At 48.1% G+C, this 24676-nt stretch carries 18 protein-coding genes and 2 pseudogenes; 12 read left to right on the forward strand and 8 right to left on the reverse strand.

Going from position 1 to position 24676, the window contains the following annotated elements:
* A pseudogene (locus HMPREF2551_RS10720) lies at nt 1-457 on the forward strand (hypothetical protein); the annotation flags it as partial.
* A 278-nt stretch (nt 458-735) separates the two neighbouring features.
* The gene (locus HMPREF2551_RS06500) at nt 736-1980 is read left to right on the forward strand and encodes a type VI immunity family protein (protein ID WP_283122414.1); all 1245 of its coding nucleotides are present in this window, start codon (nt 736-738) and stop codon (nt 1978-1980) included.
* A gap of 592 nt (nt 1981-2572) precedes the next feature.
* On the opposite strand, the gene HMPREF2551_RS06505 is transcribed toward HMPREF2551_RS06500, so the two are convergent.
* The 4 genes and pseudogenes from HMPREF2551_RS06505 to HMPREF2551_RS06520 all read right to left on the reverse strand — a co-directional run.
* The gene (locus HMPREF2551_RS06505) at nt 2573-4039 is read right to left on the reverse strand and encodes a surface lipoprotein assembly modifier (RefSeq protein ID WP_070837963.1); all 1467 of its coding nucleotides are present in this window, start codon (nt 4037-4039) and stop codon (nt 2573-2575) included.
* A 329-nt stretch (nt 4040-4368) separates the two neighbouring features.
* Nucleotides 4369-5232 (reverse strand): Slam-dependent surface lipoprotein, encoded by an 864-nt coding sequence (locus HMPREF2551_RS06510; RefSeq protein WP_070837965.1) that lies wholly within the window; start codon nt 5230-5232, stop codon nt 4369-4371.
* A 132-nt stretch (nt 5233-5364) separates the two neighbouring features.
* Nucleotides 5365-8556 (reverse strand): TonB-dependent receptor domain-containing protein, encoded by a 3192-nt coding sequence (locus tag HMPREF2551_RS06515; RefSeq protein ID WP_070837966.1) that lies wholly within the window; start codon nt 8554-8556, stop codon nt 5365-5367.
* A gap of 243 nt (nt 8557-8799) precedes the next feature.
* Nucleotides 8800-9015 (reverse strand): annotated as a pseudogene (locus HMPREF2551_RS06520) (hypothetical protein); the annotation flags it as partial.
* A gap of 137 nt (nt 9016-9152) precedes the next feature.
* Here HMPREF2551_RS06520 and HMPREF2551_RS06525 point away from each other — a divergent pair.
* From HMPREF2551_RS06525 to HMPREF2551_RS06550, 6 genes are all read left to right on the forward strand, one after another.
* Nucleotides 9153-11351 carry a TonB-dependent hemoglobin/transferrin/lactoferrin family receptor gene (locus HMPREF2551_RS06525; RefSeq protein ID WP_070822204.1) on the forward strand — a complete coding sequence of 733 codons (2199 nt, stop codon included), beginning with the start codon at nt 9153-9155 and terminating at the stop codon, nt 11349-11351.
* A gap of 72 nt (nt 11352-11423) precedes the next feature.
* Nucleotides 11424-12215 carry a heme/hemin ABC transporter substrate-binding protein gene (locus HMPREF2551_RS06530; RefSeq protein WP_049360052.1) on the forward strand — a complete coding sequence of 264 codons (792 nt, stop codon included), beginning with the start codon at nt 11424-11426 and terminating at the stop codon, nt 12213-12215.
* Nucleotides 12216-12354: 139 nt separating this feature from the next.
* Nucleotides 12355-13296, forward strand: a complete 942-nt coding sequence (locus tag HMPREF2551_RS06535) for a FecCD family ABC transporter permease (protein ID WP_049360051.1) — start codon at nt 12355-12357, stop codon at nt 13294-13296.
* A gap of 46 nt (nt 13297-13342) precedes the next feature.
* Nucleotides 13343-14068 carry an ABC transporter ATP-binding protein gene (locus tag HMPREF2551_RS06540; RefSeq protein WP_049360048.1) on the forward strand — a complete coding sequence of 242 codons (726 nt, stop codon included), beginning with the start codon at nt 13343-13345 and terminating at the stop codon, nt 14066-14068.
* Nucleotides 14069-14342: 274 nt separating this feature from the next.
* Nucleotides 14343-16163 (forward strand): heme anaerobic degradation radical SAM methyltransferase ChuW/HutW, encoded by a 1821-nt coding sequence (hutW, locus tag HMPREF2551_RS06545; RefSeq protein WP_049360044.1) that lies wholly within the window; start codon nt 14343-14345, stop codon nt 16161-16163.
* A 92-nt stretch (nt 16164-16255) separates the two neighbouring features.
* Nucleotides 16256-16873 carry an NAD(P)H-binding protein gene (locus tag HMPREF2551_RS06550; protein WP_049360043.1) on the forward strand — a complete coding sequence of 206 codons (618 nt, stop codon included), beginning with the start codon at nt 16256-16258 and terminating at the stop codon, nt 16871-16873.
* A gap of 279 nt (nt 16874-17152) precedes the next feature.
* Here HMPREF2551_RS06550 and HMPREF2551_RS06555 read toward each other — a convergent pair whose 3' ends face one another.
* A complete protein-coding gene (locus HMPREF2551_RS06555; RefSeq protein ID WP_070837968.1) occupies nt 17153-17527 on the reverse strand; it encodes an Mth938-like domain-containing protein in 375 nt (124 codons plus the stop codon).
* Nucleotides 17528-17733: 206 nt separating this feature from the next.
* On the opposite strand from HMPREF2551_RS06555, the gene HMPREF2551_RS06560 reads away from it, so the two are divergent.
* The 3 genes from HMPREF2551_RS06560 to HMPREF2551_RS06570 all read left to right on the forward strand — a co-directional run bounded on the left by HMPREF2551_RS06560 (nt 17734) and on the right by HMPREF2551_RS06570 (nt 20110).
* Nucleotides 17734-19041 carry a homoserine dehydrogenase gene (locus HMPREF2551_RS06560; RefSeq protein ID WP_070837969.1) on the forward strand — a complete coding sequence of 436 codons (1308 nt, stop codon included), beginning with the start codon at nt 17734-17736 and terminating at the stop codon, nt 19039-19041.
* The gene (locus HMPREF2551_RS06565; protein ID WP_070837971.1) at nt 19034-19468 is read left to right on the forward strand and encodes a hypothetical protein; all 435 of its coding nucleotides are present in this window, start codon (nt 19034-19036) and stop codon (nt 19466-19468) included. Before HMPREF2551_RS06560 ends, HMPREF2551_RS06565 begins: the two co-directional genes overlap by 8 nt.
* Before the next feature lie 147 nt (nt 19469-19615).
* The gene (locus tag HMPREF2551_RS06570; RefSeq protein ID WP_063075906.1) at nt 19616-20110 is read left to right on the forward strand and encodes a hypothetical protein; all 495 of its coding nucleotides are present in this window, start codon (nt 19616-19618) and stop codon (nt 20108-20110) included.
* Nucleotides 20111-20155: 45 nt separating this feature from the next.
* Here the strand turns inward: HMPREF2551_RS06570 and HMPREF2551_RS06575 are convergent, their stop codons facing one another.
* Nucleotides 20156-20872 (reverse strand): S-methyl-5'-thioinosine phosphorylase, encoded by a 717-nt coding sequence (locus HMPREF2551_RS06575; protein WP_070837973.1) that lies wholly within the window; start codon nt 20870-20872, stop codon nt 20156-20158.
* A gap of 65 nt (nt 20873-20937) precedes the next feature.
* Entirely contained in the window at nt 20938-22008 is a 1071-nt protein-coding gene (locus HMPREF2551_RS06580) for an AI-2E family transporter (RefSeq protein ID WP_070837975.1), read from the reverse strand.
* 203 nt (nt 22009-22211) lie between these two features.
* Between HMPREF2551_RS06580 and purM the strand changes: the two genes are divergently transcribed.
* Nucleotides 22212-23246 carry a phosphoribosylformylglycinamidine cyclo-ligase gene (purM, locus tag HMPREF2551_RS06585; RefSeq protein ID WP_070837977.1) on the forward strand — a complete coding sequence of 345 codons (1035 nt, stop codon included), beginning with the start codon at nt 22212-22214 and terminating at the stop codon, nt 23244-23246.
* 74 nt (nt 23247-23320) lie between these two features.
* Here the strand turns inward: purM and HMPREF2551_RS06590 are convergent, their stop codons facing one another.
* Nucleotides 23321-24532: an acetate kinase gene (locus HMPREF2551_RS06590; RefSeq protein ID WP_070461921.1), complete on the reverse strand. Its 1212-nt coding sequence runs from the start codon at nt 24530-24532 to the stop codon at nt 23321-23323.
* Between the last annotated feature and the right edge of the window lie 144 nt (nt 24533-24676).

Here is a 24676-nt window from a genome sequence, read left to right on the forward strand (position 1 = left end):
CGACTTGGGAGATAAAACCAAACCGTTGCCCATTAATTACCTGGTAGTAAACAACCTGATGCGGCCGATACTGACACAAAAGCTGAACGACTCATTACATACTGCCTTCGGCAACGGCAAAAACCGTTATTCAACCTCACAGGGTTATTACTGGCTGCATCGCTGGGATAATGCCAATTTTGAAAACGGGATTTTTGATCCTAAAGGGACGAAGCAGGAACTGATGCCTGTTTACCGTCAAAAGCCTTTGGAAGCCCCTTATGCAGGAATGTGGATACCCGATAATTTGGAGAACGCGATAGAACGACATTTTGAAGAAGGGGAAGTTTTTCCCGAAAGGGGAGAGTATTACAAGCACCTTCTAAACGGCACAACGGAAATTAGGAAAGGCTTTTGTATCTGGCGTTTGGTCAAGCGGGACGACGGAGGCAGTGTATTGGTAGCTTCGGAATTTTAGTCGATGACTATCAAAGGTCGTCTGAAACTTTCAGACGGCCTCTTTAGCAATGTTGATTGCCTTATTTGACAGTTTATGCGGCTATAGTCGTTATATTTGAGATATTTGATTACACATCAAATCTATTTGAAGCAGCTTGATGATTACGCCAATGAAATGAAGGCAAAGTATGGGGGAAATGTCAAAAGGACTTTTTTGCAAAGGTCTCAGGCCGTCTGAAATATGGAGTTTTACTTTCAGACGGCCTTAAATGTAAGAAACGCCAGAATAGGGGCAATATGACAACCAAACTATATGAATCACTGCAACGGGAAGCCGATGAAATCCTGATGTATGACGAAGACTACAATATCAATGCCCGTCTGGGACTGACCATATTGATCTACTACACGGGCGGAGGTTCGGTAGCGGGACAGCGTAAGACGCTGGAAGTTTTCGAACGCTTTTATTCGCAGTACCATGGGTATTTGAAAATGCATTTTTGGACAGACATGCGCCGTTTTGCACGGCTCAATTCGACCACATTTCAAAATAAAATAGACCGTACCATTAAAAATGCCGAATCAGGACGCAGATTAGAATGTGTGCTTACTTCGGATACGGAATATGGCCAAAGGGCTCCGGAATATCAATTCAAAACCCTATCCTCCCACCCAATAGATGAAAAAGGATTGTCTTGCCTTCAAATTACCCTGCCTTTGTCCTTTTTATCGACCACTGCCCAACAGCAGGAATTCGAAGATTGGGTGGAATATTTTTGCAAACAGTTTGATATTTTCCACGGCTATGCCGGACTGACCATTGCCCTCCCTGATTCCTACTATAAATACCAATTTTATGAATACGCTGTGACTAAACGTTATTGGGGGGTAACACCTGATTCAGATTCACCCATAACCCTCCTTTGGTACGAAGGTATAAAATCTATCAGCTGGTACACACTTGTCGGCAAGACGTTCCAAGATAAATTGAACAGCATGGAAATCCAAAACGTTTTAAACCATTATCCGGACATTACGCTGAAGACCTATAACGGCACCATGGTATTCAAAGCAGGGAAGTTTCCCGACTTGGGAGATAAAACCAAACCGTTGCCTATTAATTACCTGGTAGTGAACAACCTGATGCGGCCGATACTGACGCAAAAGCTGAATGATTCGCTGCATACTGCTTTCGGCAACGGCAAAAACCGCTACTCGGCTTCCCAAGGCTATTACTGGCTGCATCGTTGGGATAATGCCAATTTTGAAAACGGGATTTTTGATCCTAAAGGGACGAAGCAGGAACTGATGCCTGTTTACCGAGAACGTCCTTTGGAAGCACCTTATGCTGGGATGTGGATACCTGACGATCTCGAGAATGCGATAGAACGACATTTTGAAGAAGGAGAAGTCTTTCCTGATAGGGGAGAGTATTACAAGCACCTTCTAAACGGCACAACGGAAATTAGGAAAGGCTTTTGTATCTGGCGTTTGGTCAAGCGGGACGACGGAGGCAGTGTGCTGGTGGCTTCAGAGTTTTGATTATTTAGGTATCAAACGTAAGTCAAGTTGAAAAAACCAACTTTAATAAAGGCCGTCTGAAAAACCTTTCAGACGGCCTTTTTATTTTTGAATTCTGTAAGTGATTGTACTACTGAGAGAAACAGGATTTAGCAGGCTAAAATACTAGCATTATGAATTTAACATAATATAAATTAATTTCCTTTTCTCTATTCTTCTACAAATTCCGCTTATTGTTCCTATATGTCAAATGAGAATTAATGATACTCTAGAGAGAGTGCTCATAGTACTCCAATTTTTAGTATGTAATCAATAGGTTTTAAGATAAATTTGGCTACTTAATTTTACCTTACCTTTACTACCTAATTTATTGTGTAGTGGAATAGGGGAGGTATAAGAATACCAAGTAGCATCAAACTCTTGTGAAATAAATAAAGCGTCGAGGATAGCTAATTTATACTGCAAAGGCTGTCTGAAACATTAAGTCCAGACGGCCTATTTTGCAAATTTTTTTGGCAAGCTGATAAGTTAAACTATAAGAAATTTGCAAGTTAATTACATTATGAATATAAAATAATAATCTTACAAGATCTCATCTGGCCGACCTTTAATTTCAAAACCTATGTTCTATTTTAATTAGAAATTCATTCCGTTTATAACGATTTAGCCAGGACGAGCTTTTGTTGTCGGTGTGTTTGATGCTGAAAACGGGCGTGATGCCGCGAAGGAAAGGGCGATCGAATTTGATGTCTAACTGATAGGTGCGTTCGAAATCATGGCGGCGGGTTTCCAGCCAGGCATGGTAGTCCTGATAGGCTGTTTTACGCCAGATTGCCTGAAAGGTGGCGTCGATGCCGGATTCGAAACGTTTGTTGACACCCGCGCGCAGGCCGTGTCGACGGTAGGAATCCACTTTTTCGCGGCTGTTTTTGCGTAGATAGTCGTAGCCGCCGAATATCAGCCAGTCTTTCGGCAGGGCGTAGATGGCGGTGGTGAACAGAAGCGTCTGCGGGCCGTTGAAATGTTTTAATTCGCCGCGGTAGCGGTCGTATTTCTGGTCGAGCTGCACGCCCAGCGAGGCTTGGTCGGAAAAGGTGCGGCTGTATGCCGTGCTGATGCCGGCGCTGCTGTCGCGCAGTTTGCCGCCCGACCATTCGTATTGCACCTGCGGGCCGACACTGAAGGAATGGTCTTTGTTCTGAAAACTGTAGGCGGGGCTGACGTTGATATTGTGTTCGCCGTATTCTTTGTTGCCGGGATAGAGCCGGCCCCATGCGTAGCCGCCCAGTTGCAGACCGTGGTGGCCGTTGAGTGAAATGCGTCTGCTCAAGTTGGCTTCATATACCCACATCCGGTTTTTCAACGCATCGGGCGCGTAGGCGTCAAGCTGTTCGTTGCGGCAGGACAGCATTCCGGCATCGTCCAGAATCGGCTGCCCGTTCGAATCGAAACCGCAGCTTGTCTGATTGCGGACAACCGTCGCGCCCGACGACTGGTTTAAGTTGGTGTCGTAACCCGCGCCGAACGAAACCGAGCCGCTCCACGCATCGCGTTTCTTCAAAGCGTCGGCAAACACTTTGATTTTCTCATTGACGGCGGGCACTTCGGGAATATCGATGCCGTCGAACAATGCCGCCGATTCTTTGTTTTGTTTGTCTATAAACAGCAGCCGCGCCAAATCCAGGCGGCCGCGCAGAAATTCGGGATTTTGGTGGTAAAGCTCGCGGTATTTCGCCAGCGCGGCCTTCAAATCGTCGCGGAACACCGCCTGATTGGCCTCGGCAAACAGCACTATATCGGGATCGTAAACATCCTGACGGCGGTAAATGTCCAACAGCCGCACCGTTTCCTCTTCGTTTTGCGCGTTGACCGCCTTCATCAGCGACAACGCCAAATCTTCGCCGTCCTGCACTTCTCCCGCGCCGAACTCAACCGCCGTATTGTCCGCTTCGTTCCTTTCCTGCTGCGCGCGGCGGAGTTCCGTCCCCTGTTTGAGCTGCATGAAGCGGTCTTCCCTGTCGTCGGCAAGCGCGTGGGGCAGCAGGCTGATAAAAAAAGGAAGGAGCAAAAGGCGTTTCATAAAATTCTTTCCTGTGTATCGGGCGGCTTTGTTTTTCAGACGACCTTTTCAAAGAAAAGCTGACATTTCATCTTTACCGGGCAAAAACATTTTTTATTTGAATGAAAGCCCCTGCCGGGTCGTCTGAAAAATGAGCTTCTCAAGCCCATCGAAGCAGCACGCCTTCAAACTCACGGGCCGTTCGGAAAATACCGGCTTAAACGCATTGCGAAGCCCGATATTTCCGAACGGCCCTGTACGATGTGCATTGTGTGTCGGATGATTTGTGTTTTATAGGCGGACGGAATGAGGAACGTCAAAAACCGTCCGCCTTATCGCATTATGATTCATTATTTGCCGGTTTTCGTACCGCCAAAGGCAGTGTTGAGTTCACTGTTTCGGCCAAAATCAGCCACGCCCGCAATCGCTGCGCCTTGGTTGCCGAAGAAATGACCACGGGTCGTACCGGCCACTTTGTTTGCTGTAGCTTTACCGGAGAAGGAAGCCTGAACCGTATTAATCGTGGCATTGTTGATGGTGACATTCAAACCTGCGCGTTCCATTTCTCCGTTCAGCGTTCGCTTACCGAAATCAGCTTTCAACGTACCATTCAAGAGGGCTGTATTTTGCGTATGATATTGGTTGATACCCTTAACCGTATAAGTGGCAGTACCCGTAGTCGGCAGATTGGTGGTTCGGCCCGTGCCGCTATAGAAGGCGGTGTAATTCGTACCTTTTGTACCGACAGCCGCACCAGGTGCAACATTAGACCAATCACCGAAATAGACATCTAAATTGCCTACTTGTGCGTAAGACAGGCGGCCTAAATGGGAGTGATCATGCATAGGAATGCGTTCCCATATACCACCACTCATACGGTGTAGGTTTGCCACTGTTACGCCATTTCTATCCTTAGAAGCAATTGAAGAATAAAATAACTTCACTAACGGATTGTTACGAACTGCATTAACCTGTTCAAATGATACTGGTTTATTGTTCGCATATTTCTTCTTCGCTGTATCCTTAAGGGTATTATCGACAATATTGATAGCAGCCTTACCGACATATTTACCCGAATCTTCTACTGTTGTTTCCAGATGACGTACATTTGCTGCATTATTCGCAACAGTTTTATCACTTGCCGGATTAGCAGCATACGCAACAGAAACAGAAGACAATGCAAAGATAGCAATTGCAAATGAATTCATTTTCATTTTGAAATCCTTTGTCAAATAATTGAAAATTCCCCAAAAAAAGAATCACCAAATAAACTATATGGAAGATTTCTTTCTCAGGCAGAACTATCATACCATAAATATTCGTAATGATAATAGTTTCTTTTTATATTAGAACTTGCCTGTAATCCCTATTCTGATGGTTCTACCCGGCGCGGGCATATGGGTAGGATTGATTGGGTCAAGATAATAGCGATTGCCCAAATTCGTTCCAACCAGTTCGGCGGTTAGGTTCTTGCCGATTTTGTAGCGCAGATAGGCATCCCATGTAGCGACAGGCTGCCATCTCATATAGTCGGGGTCTGCCTGTTTTCCATTACCTGCTTGGTCGTGATATGCCTGAAAAATCGCCCTGCGGTTTTGATAAACCCTACTGTGGAAATGGAAACGGACGCCGCTTTCCAGTTTATTGCTAAAGAATCGCCCGCCCAAATCTGCATCGATAGACCAGCGGGGTTGAATCGCCGTAGCAAGATAACCGCTAGTGATGCTGCCATGATTACAGGTTGGATGTTTGATTAATTTTCCTTCTTGAAGATATTTTGATACAACATCAATATCCCTGTATGCATAAGAATCATCACACATCCAGTTTTTCAATGTCCTCAGTACGCCCAATCCGCCAAAAAATTTTCCAGTATCGAAACGCGTCTGCAATTCCACGCCTGTCCTCAATAATTTGTCGAACTGCTCAAACTCGAGATTGTAGTCGCGGTCGATGACGTTTTTTGTTTTGTTGTGGAAGTAGTTGATGCGGAAATCCGCACTTTTCATTTTCGGAAACAACCCTGTCAAATCATGAATATAGCCGATCTCCCAGTTTTTTGCGTGTTCGGGCTTCCAGCCGTAGCCGTAACGTGCGAATGAGCCTGCCGCTGTCGAGAAGCCGTATGTCCCCTCAAAAATGCTGGGAAAGCGCAGGGTTTCGGTATAGCGCAGATAGGCGCGGGCATAATCGGTAAAATTGACGGTCGCGGAAAAAGCTGGAGCCCACCCGCTACCGCCCTGTTTTCGGGCGCGCTGCAACTCCGCAGGTGTAATCGGAGTCAGATAATTATCCCCGCCATCTCTTGCAAGCACTTTATATGGCAACACCATACGGGGACTGTCAGGGTTATTTGGATCGTATGCGGGGTTGACCACAGGTGTAACCAAACTAGGTGTAGAGAAAATCGGATTTGTACTCGGATTCAAACGGCCTTTATCGTCCTTAAGCCAATAGTATTCCAGCTTGTCCAGCATTGGTCTGTTTTCGTCATGACGGGGGGTGGGATTTAATATTGCCAACCCTCTTTCATCTATTACGATACTGTCTCTTGCCGCATTGAATTCGTCATTGTTAACCGCATTCAGATAATCACGATATTCCTGCTCGGTAGCCACACGTGTCAGCTTGTAAGCCATCCCACGATTCATCATCAAAGGCTGCCCCCAACTGTCTATTCCCGTTTTCAAACGCTCACTGTGATCTTGTATTTTGAAGTTGGTATAGCGCGCACCTGCCGTCAGTGTCAGCCATTTCAGCGGCTGATACCGGAAATTGAAACCGAGATTCCATTCCCTACGCCTACCGTTGCGCGGTTCTCCGAAATTGGTCAACTCATAATTGGCTCGGATTTTGCCTTCTTCCACTTCTTCGGGGTATTTGTCCCTTCCCTCATTACGCAATTCTTCGGCAAACTCATTACGGGATCTCAATTTTTCATTTTGGAAATCACCCATTAAGGTCAGCGTCAGTTTATCGTGCAATTTCATACGGTTGGAAAAATTGAAACCGTTGCGGGTATTGTTGGCATAGTAGGCATTGCCCTCTATGGTATTGAAGCGCCCGTTGGTATTCGGAAGCTGTTCGACGACATCCGGTTTTTTTGTGTAACCTGCTTCTTCAATTATTCTCTTGGTTTCTTCGTCATAGGTATGCCATCGATTCATGGCGGTTTTCCATGGAGACAGATTATCCACCCTGTCTTCATACAGAGCATCGCCGGGTGAACCGCCTGCTGTATTGGTTTTGGATTTGGTACGGGTTGTCCACAATGATGCGCTCAAATCTATCCAGCGGCTGCCCTCGGGCTTCCATGCATAATCGATATTGTAGGAACGCTGCTTAACCCATGCCCTCGGCCATTCTGCAATCTTATTCAAGTTTTCCGGCGTGGCATAAATCGGACCGATAACGCGGGAAGGCATGATTTCGCCAAAAATAGCATCAGTATGGCGTAGGCCGAATTTAAGAGTCTGATGGTTCGGCAGACGGAAGGTGGTTTTACCTACCCATGATTTGGTTTCGAGCGAAGTATTGGTTACCTCTCCGCCCGGATGATAAAAAAGTCCGATCTTGGCAATGTCAGGTGAACCTAACATATTTTCACTACCGTAAAATTTTTCGCCTCTTGCCGCGGCATCTGCAACCCGTCTGTTTAATTCATTGACCGTTTCCATCGTCCAAGGACCGATGTAACCGTAGCGTTCCGCACCTTTTTTACCGGAAAAATAATTGCCTTTACTGCGGTAGGCATAGGCAAGCATGGCATCGAAATTGTCCTGCTTGGTGGCGGCGGCAATGCGGTAGGCTTTATCCTTCCCAAATTTATTGCGTCCGTTGAAACGCTGGTCGATTCGGTCGGTATCGTCCAACATCGCCCGCCAAATACCGCCGAGTGCGACAACAGGCGCATCCAATGTCCGATAATCGACCGATTTTTCATAGACATTGGCACGTTGTTTGATGGAATTATTGGAAGCCTCCGCCTTCACTTCAAATCCGTATTTCTGCCCTTCGGGGACAATATCGTCGGCATCAATGGTTTTCAGGGCGACGGAGCCGCCTATGCCGCTTTTCATATCGCGGCTGAACGAGGGGCCTTTTTCGATGGAAACGCTGCTGATGATGTTGGGGTCGACGTAGTTGCGGTTGTTTGCGCCTGCGTAGCCGCGCCAGACGGTAATCGCCTGCTCGGTGCCGTCGATGGTAACGGGAATCCGTCCCTGTCCCTGTACGCCGCGTATATTTGGGTCCAGCGCACCGCTGTTGCGCGCGTCGCCGCTGTACACGCCGGACATACCGCTTAAAAGGTCGGATACGGTGTTGCCTTTGAAGGTTTCGACTTCGTTTTTGCCTTTGTAAAGATTGACGATTTCGCGGGTATAAACTCGGTTTTTACCGATTTCATCCTTATTTCGAGTTCCTTTGACAGTGATGGTATCGAGAATAACTGTCGAATTATCTGCAGCATAAACGGTAGGTGCAAAACCAATGGCGGCGATACAGGCGGAGAGGGTTGTAATTTTGATCGGTTGCATAGAATGTATCCATATGGCTTGATTGGTAAGGCCGTCTGAACAAGACAGACCGAAAATAGATGCGATTACACTCTGACTGAATTTAGGTAAATAAGTTTGATTATTATTTATAATTTTGTGTAATTCTAACTAATTTTTAATAATATGGAAATGTTTTTGAGTCTGAAGTAAATAGAAGGATGAGGGATAAGAGGAACAAATAAAAACTTGTTTGAAAATTTCAGATAGCTTTTGATTCGGATTTCAAATGCAACACTCGGGCACCAGTGGTTGGAACAGATTTAAAAATAAAATACTTGGCGTTTCATAAGCTAAATGTTTTTTCGGCGATGCGCTTTTCTGATTTTTGCCGATGAAGGTGTCGGCTTCCCAATTGCCGATGTGAGATTTTTGGTCAAAGACGGCGGATGGGTTTTCTACGCTGACGAGGTCGGGCACTTTGCCCCTGGTTCATGAATTACTGATTTAGCTGCGTCATACTATATTTTGCGATTCGAAATGGTTGTTAGTGCTGTCTTACGGTTTCTAAACTTGCAAAAACCGCCTATTTGTTTTATAAATGAAAACCATTTTTATTCGAATAATAAGGTTATGTAATGAAAAAGAAAGCGATTGCCTGTGTAGTAGGGGCGGTTTTTTCCGGACATTTATATGCGGCTCAGATGCCGGTAGAGCAGGCCGAAATAGAGCCTGTGGTGGTTACTGCCGACCGTAATGCGCAAACCTTGGATAAAGCCGCGCCGAATGTGTCGGTTATCGGACGCAAAACCTTGAATCAAGCCTCGGCGCAGAATTTGGACGATATCGTGATGTATGAATCCGGCGTCAGTGTGCCGTCTGACAACAACCGCCGTGGCCATGCGGGCATTAATATCCGGGGCATAGACGGCAACCGCATTCTGATGATGGTGGACGGTGTGCGCATTCCCGAATCTTATGCAGGCGGCGGCTCCAACGGTGCGATTTCGGGACGCGATATGGTCGAAAGCGACACGCTCAAGCAGGTCGATATTGTCAAAGGACCTTATTCCGCGCTCTACGGCAGCGATGCGCTCGGCGGCGTGGTGAACATGGTCACGCTCTCACCGAGCGATTTCGTCGATGCGGATAAACGCGGTCATTTCAGTTTGAAACACGGCTATCGCAGCCGCGACCGCAGTCACGGCGTAACAGCGACAGCCGCCGGTTTCCATGAAAACGCCGAAGGTCTGCTGATGCTGACGCGCCGTCAAGGTCATGAAACCGAAAACATGGGCAGCGATACCAGCTACTCGACTGCACGTACTGCTACCAACCCGCAGAAAAACAATGCCTACAATATCTTGGCGAAAGGCAATATCGGCAACGAACGCCACCGCTTGGAAACTTTGTACGAGCAGTATTACCACGCCAACGATACTGTATTGGCAAACGGCTTGGGTTCGCAATCGCGCGGGCCGGTAACCATTGCAACATCCGAGAGCAACGCCCGAGACCGCATCCGCCGTCAACGTATCGAAGCGGGCTACCGCTACACTGGTGAAGGCCGTCTGAAAGAAGCGAACCTGACTGCCTATCAGCAAAAATTGCGTACAGAAGACGATGCCGTCGATGTCAGCATGACGCGCATGGGCGCGCGTCTATTAGGTAACTCGACCCGTTATTCCGACTACGGTTTCAATCAGACCATACGCGGACTGAACGGGCGAGGCGTGTGGGAATTTGATGGCGCGGTCAAACAAACCGTCGTTGCCGGCGCAGAATATAAACACGCCGAGACCGCCCGTCCGCGTGACAGCCTGACAGTGGACAACCTGACCGGCGCCGTCAGCAAAATCTATGCAGGCAGCACCTATCCGAATAAAACTTTCCCCGATAGTAAGCGCAAAACGTTTAGCGTTTACGCGCAAGACAGCCTGACCTTCGGCAACGGCATCGTCCTGACCCCGGCCTTGCGTTACGAAAAAGACAAGCTGAACACTTCGACCGACCAAGCTTATCTTAACGCCAACCCCAGCGGAACGGCGACGCGCTTCAGTGATTCCGCGTTTACGCCCAGCCTGCGCCTGAGCGTGCCGATGGGTGAGCAGTTCACCGGTTTCGCTACTTATTCCCAAGGCTTCCGCACGCCGCCGTTTGACAGCGCGACCATGGCGTTTGCCAATACGACCTACGGCTATGCCGTCATTCCCAATGCCAACCTCAAATCCGAACGATCCAACAGCTTTGAATTGGGGATGAAATTTAAAAACGAACGCACCCGTGCGCAAGTCACCGCGTTCTACAACCGTTACCGCAACTTCATCAACCGCACTGAAATCGGTACCTCCACCGTTGGCAGACGCCCAATTATCCAGTACCAATATCAAAACCTAGATAGGGTCAAAACCTACGGTGCAGAAGCCTCTGCCGCCTACAAATTCCTGCCGGGCTGGCAGGTTTCCGGCAGCATCGCTTGGATGAGCGGCAAACAGCAAGACGGTACGCCGCTGGATTCCGCTTATCCGCTCAACGGCGTTTTGGGCTTGGATTACACGCAGGAAAAATGGGGTATCGGCACCAAGCTGCGCTGGTCGAAAAAACACAGCCGCGTCAGCAGCGACACTGTTTTCCAAGCGCCGGGGTATGGTGTATGGGATGTCGGTGCGTGGTACAAGCCGTTTAAAAACCTTGAAATCGGCGCAAACATTTACAACGTCGGCAACAAAAAATACTGGCAGCATGCAGACGTTGCCGGCATGAGCCGTACCAGTGTGATGGACTTGTACACCGAAAGCGGCCGCAATTTCGCCGCAACCGTACAACTGAAGTTCTAAAGTGATTCAACCGTTTTCAGACGGCCTGAGAAAGTGAGCAGGCCGTCTGAAAGCATTCGACAAGGAAAATCAATGAAACTCAAACTCCTTCTGCTTTCCGCGCTTATTTCGTTGGCCGGCACTGCACACGCGCAACGCATCGTCGTGTTAACCCCTGATACGGCAGACATTGTTGCTGCGCTCGGCGCATTGGACGAAATTGTCGGCCGAGATCAGACCGTTCAAAACCCGGCGTTGAAAAACAAGCCCAGTATCGGCATTCATCGCCGTCTGACGGTTGAGCCGATTGTGGCCGCCAAACCCGACATTGCCATCGGTTCATGGATGGCGCAGCCTGCCGATATTTTTGCCCACCTGCAAAAAGCAGGCATTAAAGCCGTCAATGTTGCACCCGACGACAGCATCGCCGCCTATCCGCAAAGTATCCGCAACATCGGTCAGCTTATCGGTAAAAGCGCGCAGGCGGACAAGTTGGCAAGCAAGTGGCAGGCGGATATGAAACAGCAGCCTTCCAACGGCAAACGCTACCTCTTCAGCTACGACGGGCGCATCGTATCGGGCAAGAATACTGCCGCCGACGAAATCATCCGCCGTGCCGGCGGTATCAATGCCGCAGCCGCCATTGACGGCCTCAAACCGATGACGCGTGAGGCATGGATTGCGGCCAAACCCGACATCATCATTATTGCCGACCACAACACTGCCATGATAGGCAACGTCAAAACCTTTGCCGCACGTCCCGAAATCGCCGGCTCGCCTGCCGCGAAAAACGGCAAAATTTATTTGTGGAAGGCCAACGATATGTTCCGTTACGGGCTGGATACGCCGCAAGTGATTCAGCGTTTGCACGGTTTGGCGAAATAAACGCGCCTGATTTGAAAAAACTGCCCGATTTTTGTTTTCAGACGGCCTTGATGTGTTCCTTCTTGTTGAGGAGGCAAAACGGCTGTCTTAAAAATGCCGTCTGAAACCGTTCCTCAATCCGCTTGAACCGCATGATGTCATGAAACCGCATACCCTTACCCTCTGCCTGCTGCTTACTGCCGCCGCCGTTTATTTGTGCTGCGGCATCGGTTTTGGCGCGTGGGAGTCGCCGCTGGCGATGGATGAAACCGTCCGCCAAATTCGTTTACCACGCATCTATACCGCGCTTTTGGTCGGAGCCGGTTTGTCCGCTTCGGGGGCGGCATTGCAGGCTTTATTTGAGAACCCGCTGGCCGATCCGAGTTTGATCGGGACATCGGGCGGTGCGGCCTTGGGCGTGATAGTGTTATTGGCTTTGGGCGGCGGCGCGATGGGTGTGCCGGCGGCGGCTTTTCTCGGTGCATTGGGTGTGTGCCTGCTGATTTTGGCGGTGCACAAACTACTCGGCGGCGGTACTTTGGGATTGCTGGTGTTGGGTTTTGTGTTGAGCGCGTTTTCGGGTGCGGTAGTCAGCATGATTTTGTTTTTATCTGACGATTTGGTATTGCGCAGCGCGACCACATGGCTGTCGGGCAGCCTTGCTGAAGCCGGTTTCTCATCGCCTGTCACGGCAATCGCGGTCATGTTGCCCGGTTTTCTGATTTTGCTGTCGGCAGGCAGGCGGCTGGACGTTTTGATGACGGGGGAAGACACGGCTGCCAGTATGGGGGTGTCGGTTGGGGCATTGCGTGTGCAAACCGTAATTGGCGCAGCATTGATGACGGGGGCGGCGGTGTCGCTTTCGGGCATCATCGGTTTTCTCGGCATGATGATCCCCAATGTGCTGGCGCAAACCGTCGGTGGCAGCCGCCGCAAATTGATTGCGCTGTCGGCTTGGTTGGGCGCAGTATTTTTGATGGTGGTGGACGGCGCGGCGCGCTGGCTGACATACCCTGTCGATCTGCCGGTCGGTATCGTGATTGCCTTATTGGGCGGACCGTTTTTTATGTATTTGTTTATCAAGCCTTTGAAAAGCCGTTGATGTTTGAACAGGCCGTCTGAAACTTCATTGCCTCATATTTTTTGCCATGCACTCTTTATTTCAAATCCGTAATCTTTCCGTCCGCGTCCAAGACAAAACCCTGCTAGAAATCGATCAACTGGATATACCTCACGGCATAACCGTTATTATCGGCCCAAATGGTGCGGGTAAATCTACTTTGCTGCGGGCCTTAATCGGGCAAACAGGGCAGGGGGAAATCACGCTTTTCGGTGAGGCCGTTGCGCCGCAAATCCGCACGGGCAGGGTGGCATGGGTCGGGCAGCATGGCCGTTACAACATGCCGATGAGCGTACGCGAATACATTGCGTTGGCATCATTCGTACAAAAAGGCCGTCTGAACCATGAATGGGCGGACGAGTTGCTCGATTATTTTGATTTGACGGTCTTGGCGGATAAGCGCATCGGCAAGCTCTCAGGAGGCGAACAGCAACGCGCCAACATCATCCGCGCCCTGTTGCAAAACGCGCCGGTCTTGCTTTTGGACGAACCGTGCAACCATCTCGATATCCGCCACCAACACCGCCTGATGCAGTATTTGGTCGGGCATTTGAACCGTGCCTCATCAATGATGGTATTGCACGATTTAAACCTCGCCGCGCGTTATGCGGAACATATTATCTTGATGAATAAGGGAAAAGTAGTTGCATCAGGCAAGGTGGGCGAAGTGATGCGCCCCGACTTGCTTGAATCGGTTTACGGTTGGCAGATACGCCGTTGCAAAGATGAGGCAGGGTTTTATTTCAGAAGCTGAGCGCCAAAAGGCCGTCTGAAAAACGATAAATAAAATTTATTGTATTGTTCAAAAATAAAACGAGATGGGAGGATGTTCTCAGCTTGAAGAACCAAATTTTGCGCATTTCACAAGTAAAATGCCGATTTCCATCAAATAGAAATATATTTTATTATTTATAGAATACAATATTTTAAAATAATACTAATTTTTAATTACACAAAAATATTGACAAGAAAATGATGATGGTTATTTAATATATAAATCTTATTAATAATTTTTATTAATCATTATCATGGTACAGCAGCTTGTTTGGACTCCGAAACAATCCGCGCCCAAGGCATTTCCCGAACGTCAGGCATTAATGCCTGTTTGGGGCGGTGTTCCAATGCCGCGTCCCCAGTGGCAGAACATTTGGAAGAAAAAGCTTCCCTATGCTACCGATGTGGATGCGCTTGCTTATCTGCATATTCCATTTTGCGCCAACCATTGCGTTTTTTGCGGCTTCTACCGTAATGCGTGGAAGGATAGCCAAAGCAGCGTGTACACCGACAAAATTATCGAAGAAATGGCCGCTGAAGCCGAAGTTCGTACAGGCAAGGGCAAAATCCGAGCTGTTTATTTCGGGGGCGGTACGCCGACCGCATTGCTTACGGAAGACATCGTCCGCTTGATTCGTGCCTGCTATCAATATCTGCCGCTTGCCGAAGACTGCGAGTTCACCATCGAAGGGCGCATGAGCCATTTCAATTTGGAAAAAGCACAGGCCTGTCTCGAAGCAGGGGCCAACCGCATTTCCATCGGCGTGCAAACCTTCAATACCGCCATCCGCCGCCGTCTCGGCCGCAAACACAGCGGCGACGAGGCGTTTGAATATTTGGCAAAATTGTGCGAGCTTGATGCCGTAATTGTGGCCGATTTGATGTTCGGCCTGCCCAATCAAACCGATGAGGTTTGGCAAAACGATATTGCACGAGCCGCCGAACTGCCGCTGTCCGGTTTGGATACGTATGCGTTCAACCTTTATCCCATGCTGCCCATCAACCGCATGATTGAAAAAGGTGCATTTCCGACACCGCCGGGTTTCGATATTCAGGCAGACCAATATGCCTACACGGTTGAAACACTGCTGGAAAAAGGCTGGGAACAGGTCAGCAACAGCCACTTCGCCTATCCCGGCCGCGGCGAGCGCAACCGCTACAATACCCTGATCAAATCCGATATTTCCTGTTTAGCATTCGGCTCCGGAGCAGGTGGTAACTTCGGCGGTTTCAGCTATCAGGTGCAGGGCGATTTGGAGAGCTATCTTGCCACGCCGAAAGGCGAGAAAAACATCGCATTTATGAGCGGCCATAGCCCAAATAAAGCACTTCTCAGCAAAGTCCAGCACGATATTGAAACAGGCCGTCTAAATCCATCATTGTTCGACGGCAACAAAGCAGCGCAAAAGCTGATTGCCCAATGGCAGGAAATGCAGCTTTTTAAAGAACCCGATTCAGACGGTCTGATCCGTTTGAATACCAGCGGCCGTTATTGGTCGCCCACCCTTATCCGCAAACTCATGCTCACTCTTCCGACTCAAGAAAAGGATCAAACCATGCAAAAACTTTCAGCCGAACAACAAACCATGTTACGCCAATCATTGGAAAAAAATCCCGGCCAAGTGCTGGAAATGCTGGCCGCGCAAAACCAATGCAGTTTTGAAGACGTTATCCGCTGCCTGCCTGAAGAGAACGTGCGCCAAACCGAAGGCAGCCGCATTGTCGAAATTCTCCAAGCCATCGCAGCATGGGATGAATCCGTTACCTTTATCGCCCACACCCCCGATGCCATCGTCGAAGTCAGCGGCAAACTGCCTAACGGCAAAGTCGGCCGCGGTTTCTACAACTTTGACCATCCCGAAACCGACGGCGGCGTACACGGTCATATCTATTACGAAAACTGCGCCTCCATCTACCTTTTGGAACGCCCGTTCATGGGCAAAGCCACTTGCTCGCTCAACTTTATCAACCGCAACGGCGGCGCCATGTTTAAAATTTTCGTCGGCCGCGATGAGACAGGCGAGTTGAAACAACATCAAATCGAAGCCATGCGCAAACTGTTTGATGCTGCTTAAACAGTTTCAGACGGCCTGAAAATCCGTTCCTTGTTGCATAGAGGAGCGGATTTTCTAACAACAAACATCTACCATACAAAGGAACCCCAAACATGCAACTCATCTTCGGAGCCAACGGCCCGTCCGGCCGCGCCTATATCCGTACATTGAACAATTCAGCCGATACCGTCGCCGTATTGAGAAAGCCGTCTGAAGACAGCTTTTTTGCAGAACACAATATTCAAACCGTCGTCGCCGATGCACTTGATGCAGACGCGCTTGATAAAGTGTTGGCACAATATCGTCCCGACACCGTGATCAGTTTTGTCGGCGGCAAAAACGAAGAGGGCATCCGCAGCGATGCTCTGGGCAATATTAACATTATTGCCGCCACGAAAGCCGCCAATCCGCAAGCCCGCTTTGTACTGATTACCAGCATGGGCTGCGGCGAACAATGGGATATGATGAGTGAGCCGTTCAAACAGGCACTCGGCGAAGCCGTCCGTGCTAAAACAGAAGCCGAAATCTATCTCAAACAAAGCGGTTTGAATTGGACCATTTTGCGCCCCTGCGGCCTTGCCGATGGCGAAGATAATGCCTATACCTTGACACAAAATGCCCAAGAAATTCCGCAAAAATACATGACGCGCAACGGCTTGGCCACCGCTGTTGCTGCCGTTGTCAGTCAAGCGGACAGCAAGGGCGAAACGTATAGCGTTGGTACGGCATAAACGGATTGAGTAGATTGCCTACTTTCCATTGTTAAAGTTGGAGTAGGTAATTGATTAGCAGCTGATCAAACAATAAAGGATTTGCTGAGAAAAGACTGGGGGATATAAATAAAAGGCCGTCTGAAAAATTTCAGACGACCTTTTACTTTTGAATTCTGTAAGTAATTGAACTACTGAGTAAAACAGGATTTAACAGACTAAAATGTTGGCATTATGAATTTAACATAATATAAATTATGCGAACTTATGCTGGTATGATGTAAAAGCCTTGTCTACAAATTATGGCCACAACCAAGCCCATGTGCTTCGGCCTTCGCCTTGTAGTAAAACTAAAGTTCTACAAGCTGAAGCTGTGTTCATGCATTCGAAGCCGATTCCGTAGGCTGATAAGGCTACAGCAATTTTTGGATGCAGAAATTTTTGTTTTGCTCCTGTACCTATAATAATGACTCCTGGACGGTTTTCTGCTGTTTCAATTGCTGATATAACAATTTGTTCGTTTAATTCTTCGATGGTTGTTTGAGGAATAATACTAATTTTGCCATCTTGCCAGCAGATGGGTTCTGAGTATGTTTGTTTACCGATTTGCAATATGCCTTGTGAGGATGAAAAAAATGATGCGGTTTCATCAATATGGTTTTCTGTGATTTTCATGGTAATTCCTGTTTTTATGGTAGAACGATTTTTCAGACGGACTTGGGAAACTTGCAAAAAAAGGTGCAAAATCAAGCAATATCAGGTAGGATTCAACGTTTGACCTTGTGCATTGATGCTTTGTTCTGAATTTACGATTGCAAGCGATTATAACAAGCCTTGGTTTTTCGTGATTATTTTAAAGTATCGGCTCAAAAGGAGACACAATGAAGCCAGTAAATATCGGTCTTTTAGGTTTGGGTACAGTCGGTGGCGGTACGGCTACTGTATTGCAGGACAACGCTGCGGAAATCAGCCGCCGTTTGGGACGTGAAGTCCGTATTTCTGCTGTTTGTGATTTGAGCGAAGAAAAAGCCAAACAAATTTGCCCGAATGCTGCTTTTATCAAAGATCCGTTTGAGCTGGTTCAACATCAAGATGTTGATGTTGTTGTGGAATTGTTTGGCGGTACCGGTATTGCCAAAGATGCGGTTTTGAAAGCAATTGAAAACGGCAAACACATTGTTACTGCGAATAAAAAACTGCTGGCTGAATACGGCAATGAAATTTTCCCTTTGGCGGAAGAAAAAAATGTTATGGTGCAGTTTGAAGCTGCTGTTGCCGGCGGTATCCCCATTATCAAGGCTTTGCGTGAAGGCTTGGCTGCGAACCAAATCCGCAGTATCGCCGGTATTATTAATGGCACCAGCAACTTCATTCTGACTGAAATGCGTGAAAAAGGCAGCGCGTTTGCAGACGTACTGAAAGAAGCTCAGGCTTTGGGCTATGCTGAAGCTGACCCAACTTTTGACATTGAAGGTCATGATGCCGGCCATAAAATTACGATTATGAGCGCATTGGCATTTGGCACGCCGATGAACTTTTCTGCCTGCTATCTGGAGGGCATCAGCAAACTCGATAGCCGCGATATTAAATACGCTGAAGAACTCGGCTACCGTATCAAATTGTTGGGCATTACCCGTAAAACCGACAAAGGCATCGAGTTGCGTGTACACCCTACTCTGATTCCTGAAAGCCGCCTGTTGGCTAATGTGAACGGTGTGATGAATGCTGTCCGTGTCAATGCCGATATGGTTGGTGAAACCTTGTATTACGGTGCAGGCGCCGGCGCATTGCCGACTGCTTCTGCCGTAGTTGCCGATATTATTGATATTGCCCGCCTGATTGAAGCGGAAACTGACCATCGTGTCCCTCACTTGGCATTCCAACCTTCGCAAGTTCAAGCGCAAAATATTCTGCCTATGGATGAAATTACCAGCGGCTACTATCTGCGCGTTCAAGCAACCGACGAGCCGGGTACTTTGGGTCAAATTGCCGCCCTCTTGGCCAAAGAAAATGTTTCTATCGAGGCTTTGATTCAAAAAGGTGTGATTGATCAAAGTACTGCCGAAATCGTGATTTTGACTCATACAACTGTGGAACGTAATGTCAAACGCGCTATCGCAGCGATTGAGGCACTGAGTTGCGTGGATGCTCCGATCACCATGATCCGCATGGAAAGCCTGCATGACTGAGCAACAAACGGAAAGGCCGTCTGAAGAACAACTGGCGGCCAGAAAAAAAGCCAAGGCAAAAATCCGCACCATCCGCATTTGGGCATGGATTATTTTGTCTTTACTGGCTCTGACCGCCCTGCTCTCACAATGCGCGATGAACAAGCCGCAGATGAAACAAAATGTGGTGGAATCTTGCGTGAAAAACATTCCTTTTGCTGAAAAATGGCAAGCTGATTTGAAGGCAAAAGGTTTGGATGCGCAAAACGAGAAATTGGCTCAAGACTATTGTGTCTGTATGTGGGATCAGCCCTTAAGCAAACTCTCTGACGAACGAATCCGAAACTTCGGCAAAATCAGCCCAGAGGAGCAACTCAAGCTCTTGGGTGGCGCGGAAGCTTTTGAGGCACGCGATAAGCAATGCGTGGCTGATTTAAAGGCTGAGTAAACCAAAATATGGGTTTAAGCCAAAGGCTACAAGGCCGTCTGAACAACAGACGGCCTTTCTTATATTGAATAAATAGTAATAAGAATTGATTTCATTATATTTTAAGTTTAAGATAGCTTGGTTAATTGCTTTTCTATGGTTGTTGCCATGCGCTACCACTTTCCTATTGCCATTGATATTTATGATTTTTTGTATACCGGCCGGTTTGATTATCTGGAAATCGGACAATCGGCAGAGTCTATTTTGCAGATGTTTCCTGCGCCTGATTGCGTTCCTAAAGGCTTGTTGGTACAAAAAGGCTGGAATATTTGGCTTTATGGCGATATCGAACTGCATTTCTCCGACAATCGTTTGACACAGATTCGCGCTGATTTTCAGCCTGATGCTGCACTAAGCGGCGGCCGTTGGGTAAAATTGAATCCGTGGTTTTTTGCAAATGGCTGCCTTGATGTATATGCCGTCATTCAGCGCTTAGTACAACGCAATATCGATTTTATTAAAACGGAAACGCATACCAATTTGATTTTACAGCTGCAAAGCGGGGTCGAATTGATTTTTGAAAAATGTCGGGGTATGAAACTTGCCTCGTTCCGCAAACAAAAAGCCTCCCTGCCCCATTGGGCGCGTGAAACGGCTTCTTAAATAAACAATGCCGTCTGAAAACATCATTTCAGACGGCATTATCAGTTACAAACCATTCAATAACTGTCGGATTTTCGTCATCGCCATAGAAGTCTGTTCATCACAGCCCTCAGTCCCTACTCCGCTATCAAAGCAATCAATGCTGCTGATGCTGCAAAAGTGGGCATAGGCCATTTTCAACTCTCTGGCCAAAACGACTTCAGGCATACCGGTCATACCAAGTACATCTACGCCGTCCCGTCGATAACGGGCGATTTCTGCGCGGGTTGGACGGCGCGGACCTTGCAGGCAGCCATAAACGGCGGAATCGTAAATCGGCACATTGTGCGCTTTCGTGATATTTAATAACTTTTGTCGCAATTCATTGCAATAAGGGTTGAAAAAATCGGTATGAACGACAGGGCATTCTTGGCCTTCAAAAAAGGTATCTTTGCGGCCATAGGTATAGTCGATCAAATCGTCCGGCAACACCAAACTGCCGTTTTCAAAATCGGGATTGATACCGACGACTGAAGAAATGGCAATGATGTTTTCAACGCCTAAAGAGTGCAACGCCCAGATATTGGCGCGATAGTTGATTTCATGCGGCGCGATGGTATGACTGAAGCCGTGTCGGGCGAGGAAAACAATATCCAAACGCCCCAACCTGCCGAACAAAATAGGGCTGCTGGTTAAGCCGTATGGAGTGCGTACGATTTTTCTTTCAGTAATTTCGAGTTCCGGCAGTTTGGTCAAACCGCTGCCGCCGATAATGGCTAACATATAGACTTCCTTTGTTATCAATGGCCGTCTGAAACTTGGATTTCAGACGGCCTTAATATTATCGATTATTTATGTTTGTAGAAATGGCTGCCGAAATAGGCAGATGCACCTTCACGCAATATAACCAGCGTCACGGCGGCAAGCGGCAGACCGGCAAGCATACCGACAAAACCCATCAGTTGTCCGAAAGCCATCAACGAGAAAATCACCCAGAACGGAGACAAACCGATGCGGTCGCCGACGATTTTAGGCGTAATGAAAAAGCTTTCCAAGAATTGTCCGACACCGAATACAGCCCAGACCATCAACAAACCCTGCCATGAGCCATATTGCAAAAGCGCGGCAACTGTTGCCAGCAAAAGGCCGGTAAATGCACCCAAATACGGAATAAATACCAAAATACCGGCAATCATACCGATGGCAAAGCCGGAATCCAAACCGACCAGCATCAAGCCCAAGCCATAGACCAAGCCCATAATCATCATCACCATCAGCTGGCCACGCAGAAACTCGCCCAAAACTTCATCCATATTGCCGCTGATACGCGTGTAAGTTTCGATAAAACGGCGCGGAACCAATTTGCTGATTCCGGAAGACCAGCGTTTCCAATCCAACAAGAAGTAATACAGCAGCAAAGGTAACAACACCAAATTGCTGACGCCGCTGATCACGTTGCCGCTTTGACGCATCAAGGTAGGAATCCATTCTTTGAGCGTATTGCTCAACTCATCCGTATGCGACTGCAACCATGCGATGATTGATTCTTGATCGATTTGAATATAATCCCCGCTGACGCTGTTGAGCCACGGCAGCAATTTGTTTTGAACAAAGCCTACGATTTGTGGCAGGCGTTCGGCCAGATTGTTAAACTGGTTCAACAACATAGGCACGATAATCAGCACCAACGACAGCAATATCAGCAAAGCCAGTGCCATAATAATCATAGAGGCCGGCGCGCGACGGATACGCTTCAGTTGCAGCCACTCGACCAAGGGATTCAAAACATAGGCCAAAACGGCGGCTACGATAAACGGCGTCAAAACATCGCCCAAGGCATATAAAAGCCAAATAAAGGCTGCGATGACGCAAGCCATAATAATCCACGGTTTTACACTGCGCGCTTTCTTTTGATACATAAAAAGGTATTTCCCAATTGATGTTTAAGGTTTTCGAAATAAATAAGCAGTATAACAGATTCACAAAGGCCGTCTGAAAGCGCGACGGCTATTAAGATAAAATAAAAATTGTTGACAATAATGCCAAAAAATTCAGCCTGAATCCTCCAATTTAAGATAAAATACGCTCCGACAATCTACCCATACCCGAATAAGGAAATCCAATGAGCACTTCTTTGAGCTATCGTGACGCAGGCGTGGATATCGACGCAGGCGATCAACTGGTCGAAAACATCAAACCTTTTGCCAAGCGTACTATGCGCCCTGAAGTGTTGGGTGATTTGGGCGGTTTCGGCGCTTTGGTCGAAATCGGCAAAAAATACAAAAATCCGGTATTGGTTTCCGGTACGGACGGTGTCGGCACCAAGCTGAAACTGGCATTCGACTGGGACAAACACGATACCGTCGGCATCGATTTGGTTGCCATGAGCGTCAACGACATTTTGGTTCAAGGTGCAGAACCTTTGTTCTTCTTGGACTATTTCGCTTGCGGCAAGCTGGATGTTGCCCGTGCGACTGATGTGATTAAAGGTATTGCCCAAGGTTGCGAAGAATCCGGTTGCGCTTTGATTGGCGGTGAAACTGCCGAAATGCCGGGCATGTATCCCGAAGGCGAATACGACTTGGCAGGTTTTGCCGTCGGCGTGGTTGAAAAAGAACGCGTTATTAACGGCCGCAGCATTCAGGCCGGAGACGTTGTTTTGGGCTTGGCTTCCAACGGCGCACACTCCAACGGCTACTCTTTGGTACGCAAAATCATCGAGCGCGACAATCCTGATTTGGACGCGGAATTCGACAACGGTAAAACTTTGCGCGAAGCCATTATCGCCCCTACCCGCCTGTATGTGAAACCTATCCTTGCCGCTTTGGAAAAATTCACCATTAAAGGCATGGCCCATATTACCGGCGGCGGCCTTACCGAAAACGTACCTCGCGTTTTGCCTGAAAATACCGTTGTACAAATCGATGCTAAAGCGTGGGAATTGCCTAAACTGTTCCAATGGCTGCAAAAAGCAGGCAATGTGGAAACCCAAGAAATGTACCGTACATTCAACTGCGGTATCGGCATGGTCGTTATCATTGCTAAAGAAGATGCCGATGCAGTACAGGCATTCTTGAGCGAACAAGGCGAAACCGTTTACCGTTTGGGCGCAGTTCGTGAGCGCAACGGCGACGAACATCAAACCCAAGTGGCTTGATTGAGTTGTAATTAAAAAAGTGCGGATGATGAGTCCGCACTTTTTATTGTTTATGGCCTAGGAAAATCTTCGCCCTAGCCTACTTCTTCCAAAAAGCCGGCCAACTGCGCCGTATCGTGTGCAATCATCAGCTCTTCATTGGTTGGCACCACCAAAACAGCCGGCATAGAACCTGTCGGGCTGATGATACCGGAGTTGCCGTAGCGTTTGTCCATGTTGGCTTTGGTGTCGATGTGCAGACCCAAGAAATCAAGATAGGAAACGGTTTTGGCACGGATGTTACGCGAGTTTTCGCCGATACCGCCGGTAAACACGAGTGCGTCAACGCCGCCACAAGCCACAGCCATAGAAGCAATGTATTTGGCAAGGCGGTAAGTCATTACTTCCAGAGCCAAACGTGCGCCTTCATGGCCTTCATCCGCAGCGATTTCCAAAGAACGGCAGTCGTTGGAGAGTTCGGAAATACCGAGCAAACCTGATTTTTTGTTCAGCATTTCATCAACTTGGGCAACATCCAAACCGGCATGTGAAGTCAGATAGCTGTATACGCCCGGGTCGATGTCGCCGCAACGTGTACCCATTACCAAACCTTCAATCGGCGTGAAGCCCATACTGGTGTCAACGGATTTCCCGTTTTTAATGGCGGTAATGGATGCGCCGTTGCCTAAGTGGGCAATAATCATGCGGATGTCTTCCAACGGTTTGCCCAAGATACGTGCGGCTTCAGGGGCAACGTAACGCATACTGGTACCGTGGAAACCGTAGCGGCGGAAAGCGTATTTTTTGCGCAATTCGCGCGGAACGGCATAAGTGTAGGCGCGCTCCGGCATGGTTTGGTGAAACGAAGTATCCATCACGCCGACATTGGGCAGGCCCGGAAAATGCTCTTGCGCAGCCAAAATGCCGTTGATATTGGCAGGATTGTGCAGCGGAGCGAGCGGAATGCAGGCATTGAGTTCGTCCATTACTGCCTGGTCGATCAAAACAGATTCGCTGTATTTTTCGCCGCCGTGTGCGATGCGGTGGCCGATGGCTTTGATGCGGTCGTGCAGGCCGTGTTTTTCAAGCTCTTTCAACAGCATACCTACGGCACCGGCATGATCGTTACGGCCGGTCAAGGCTGTTTGGCATTTTTTGCCGTCTTTGCTGAACGTAATGACTGCTTCGGGCGTACCCAAACGTTCGCCGAGACAGCTTAAGAGAACTTTGCCGTTTTTACGGTCGATAACGGCACCTTTGAGTGAAGAGCTGCCGCAGTTCAGAACAAGAATGAGTTGGTTGGACATGGTGTTTCTCCTTTGAATTTTTGATTGTTTTTTTGGCTTCAGACCGTCTGAAAAGAGCAAAAACATTTGAGAGCTTTCCAGATTGCCTTTGGTTTGGTGTTTAGTCAGGCTTTATGCCCAACCCTAATCTCCATTGCAGGTATC

It is taken from the genome of Neisseria sp. HMSC066H01 (assembly GCF_001837375.1).
Taxonomy (GTDB): Bacteria; Pseudomonadota; Gammaproteobacteria; order Burkholderiales; family Neisseriaceae; genus Neisseria.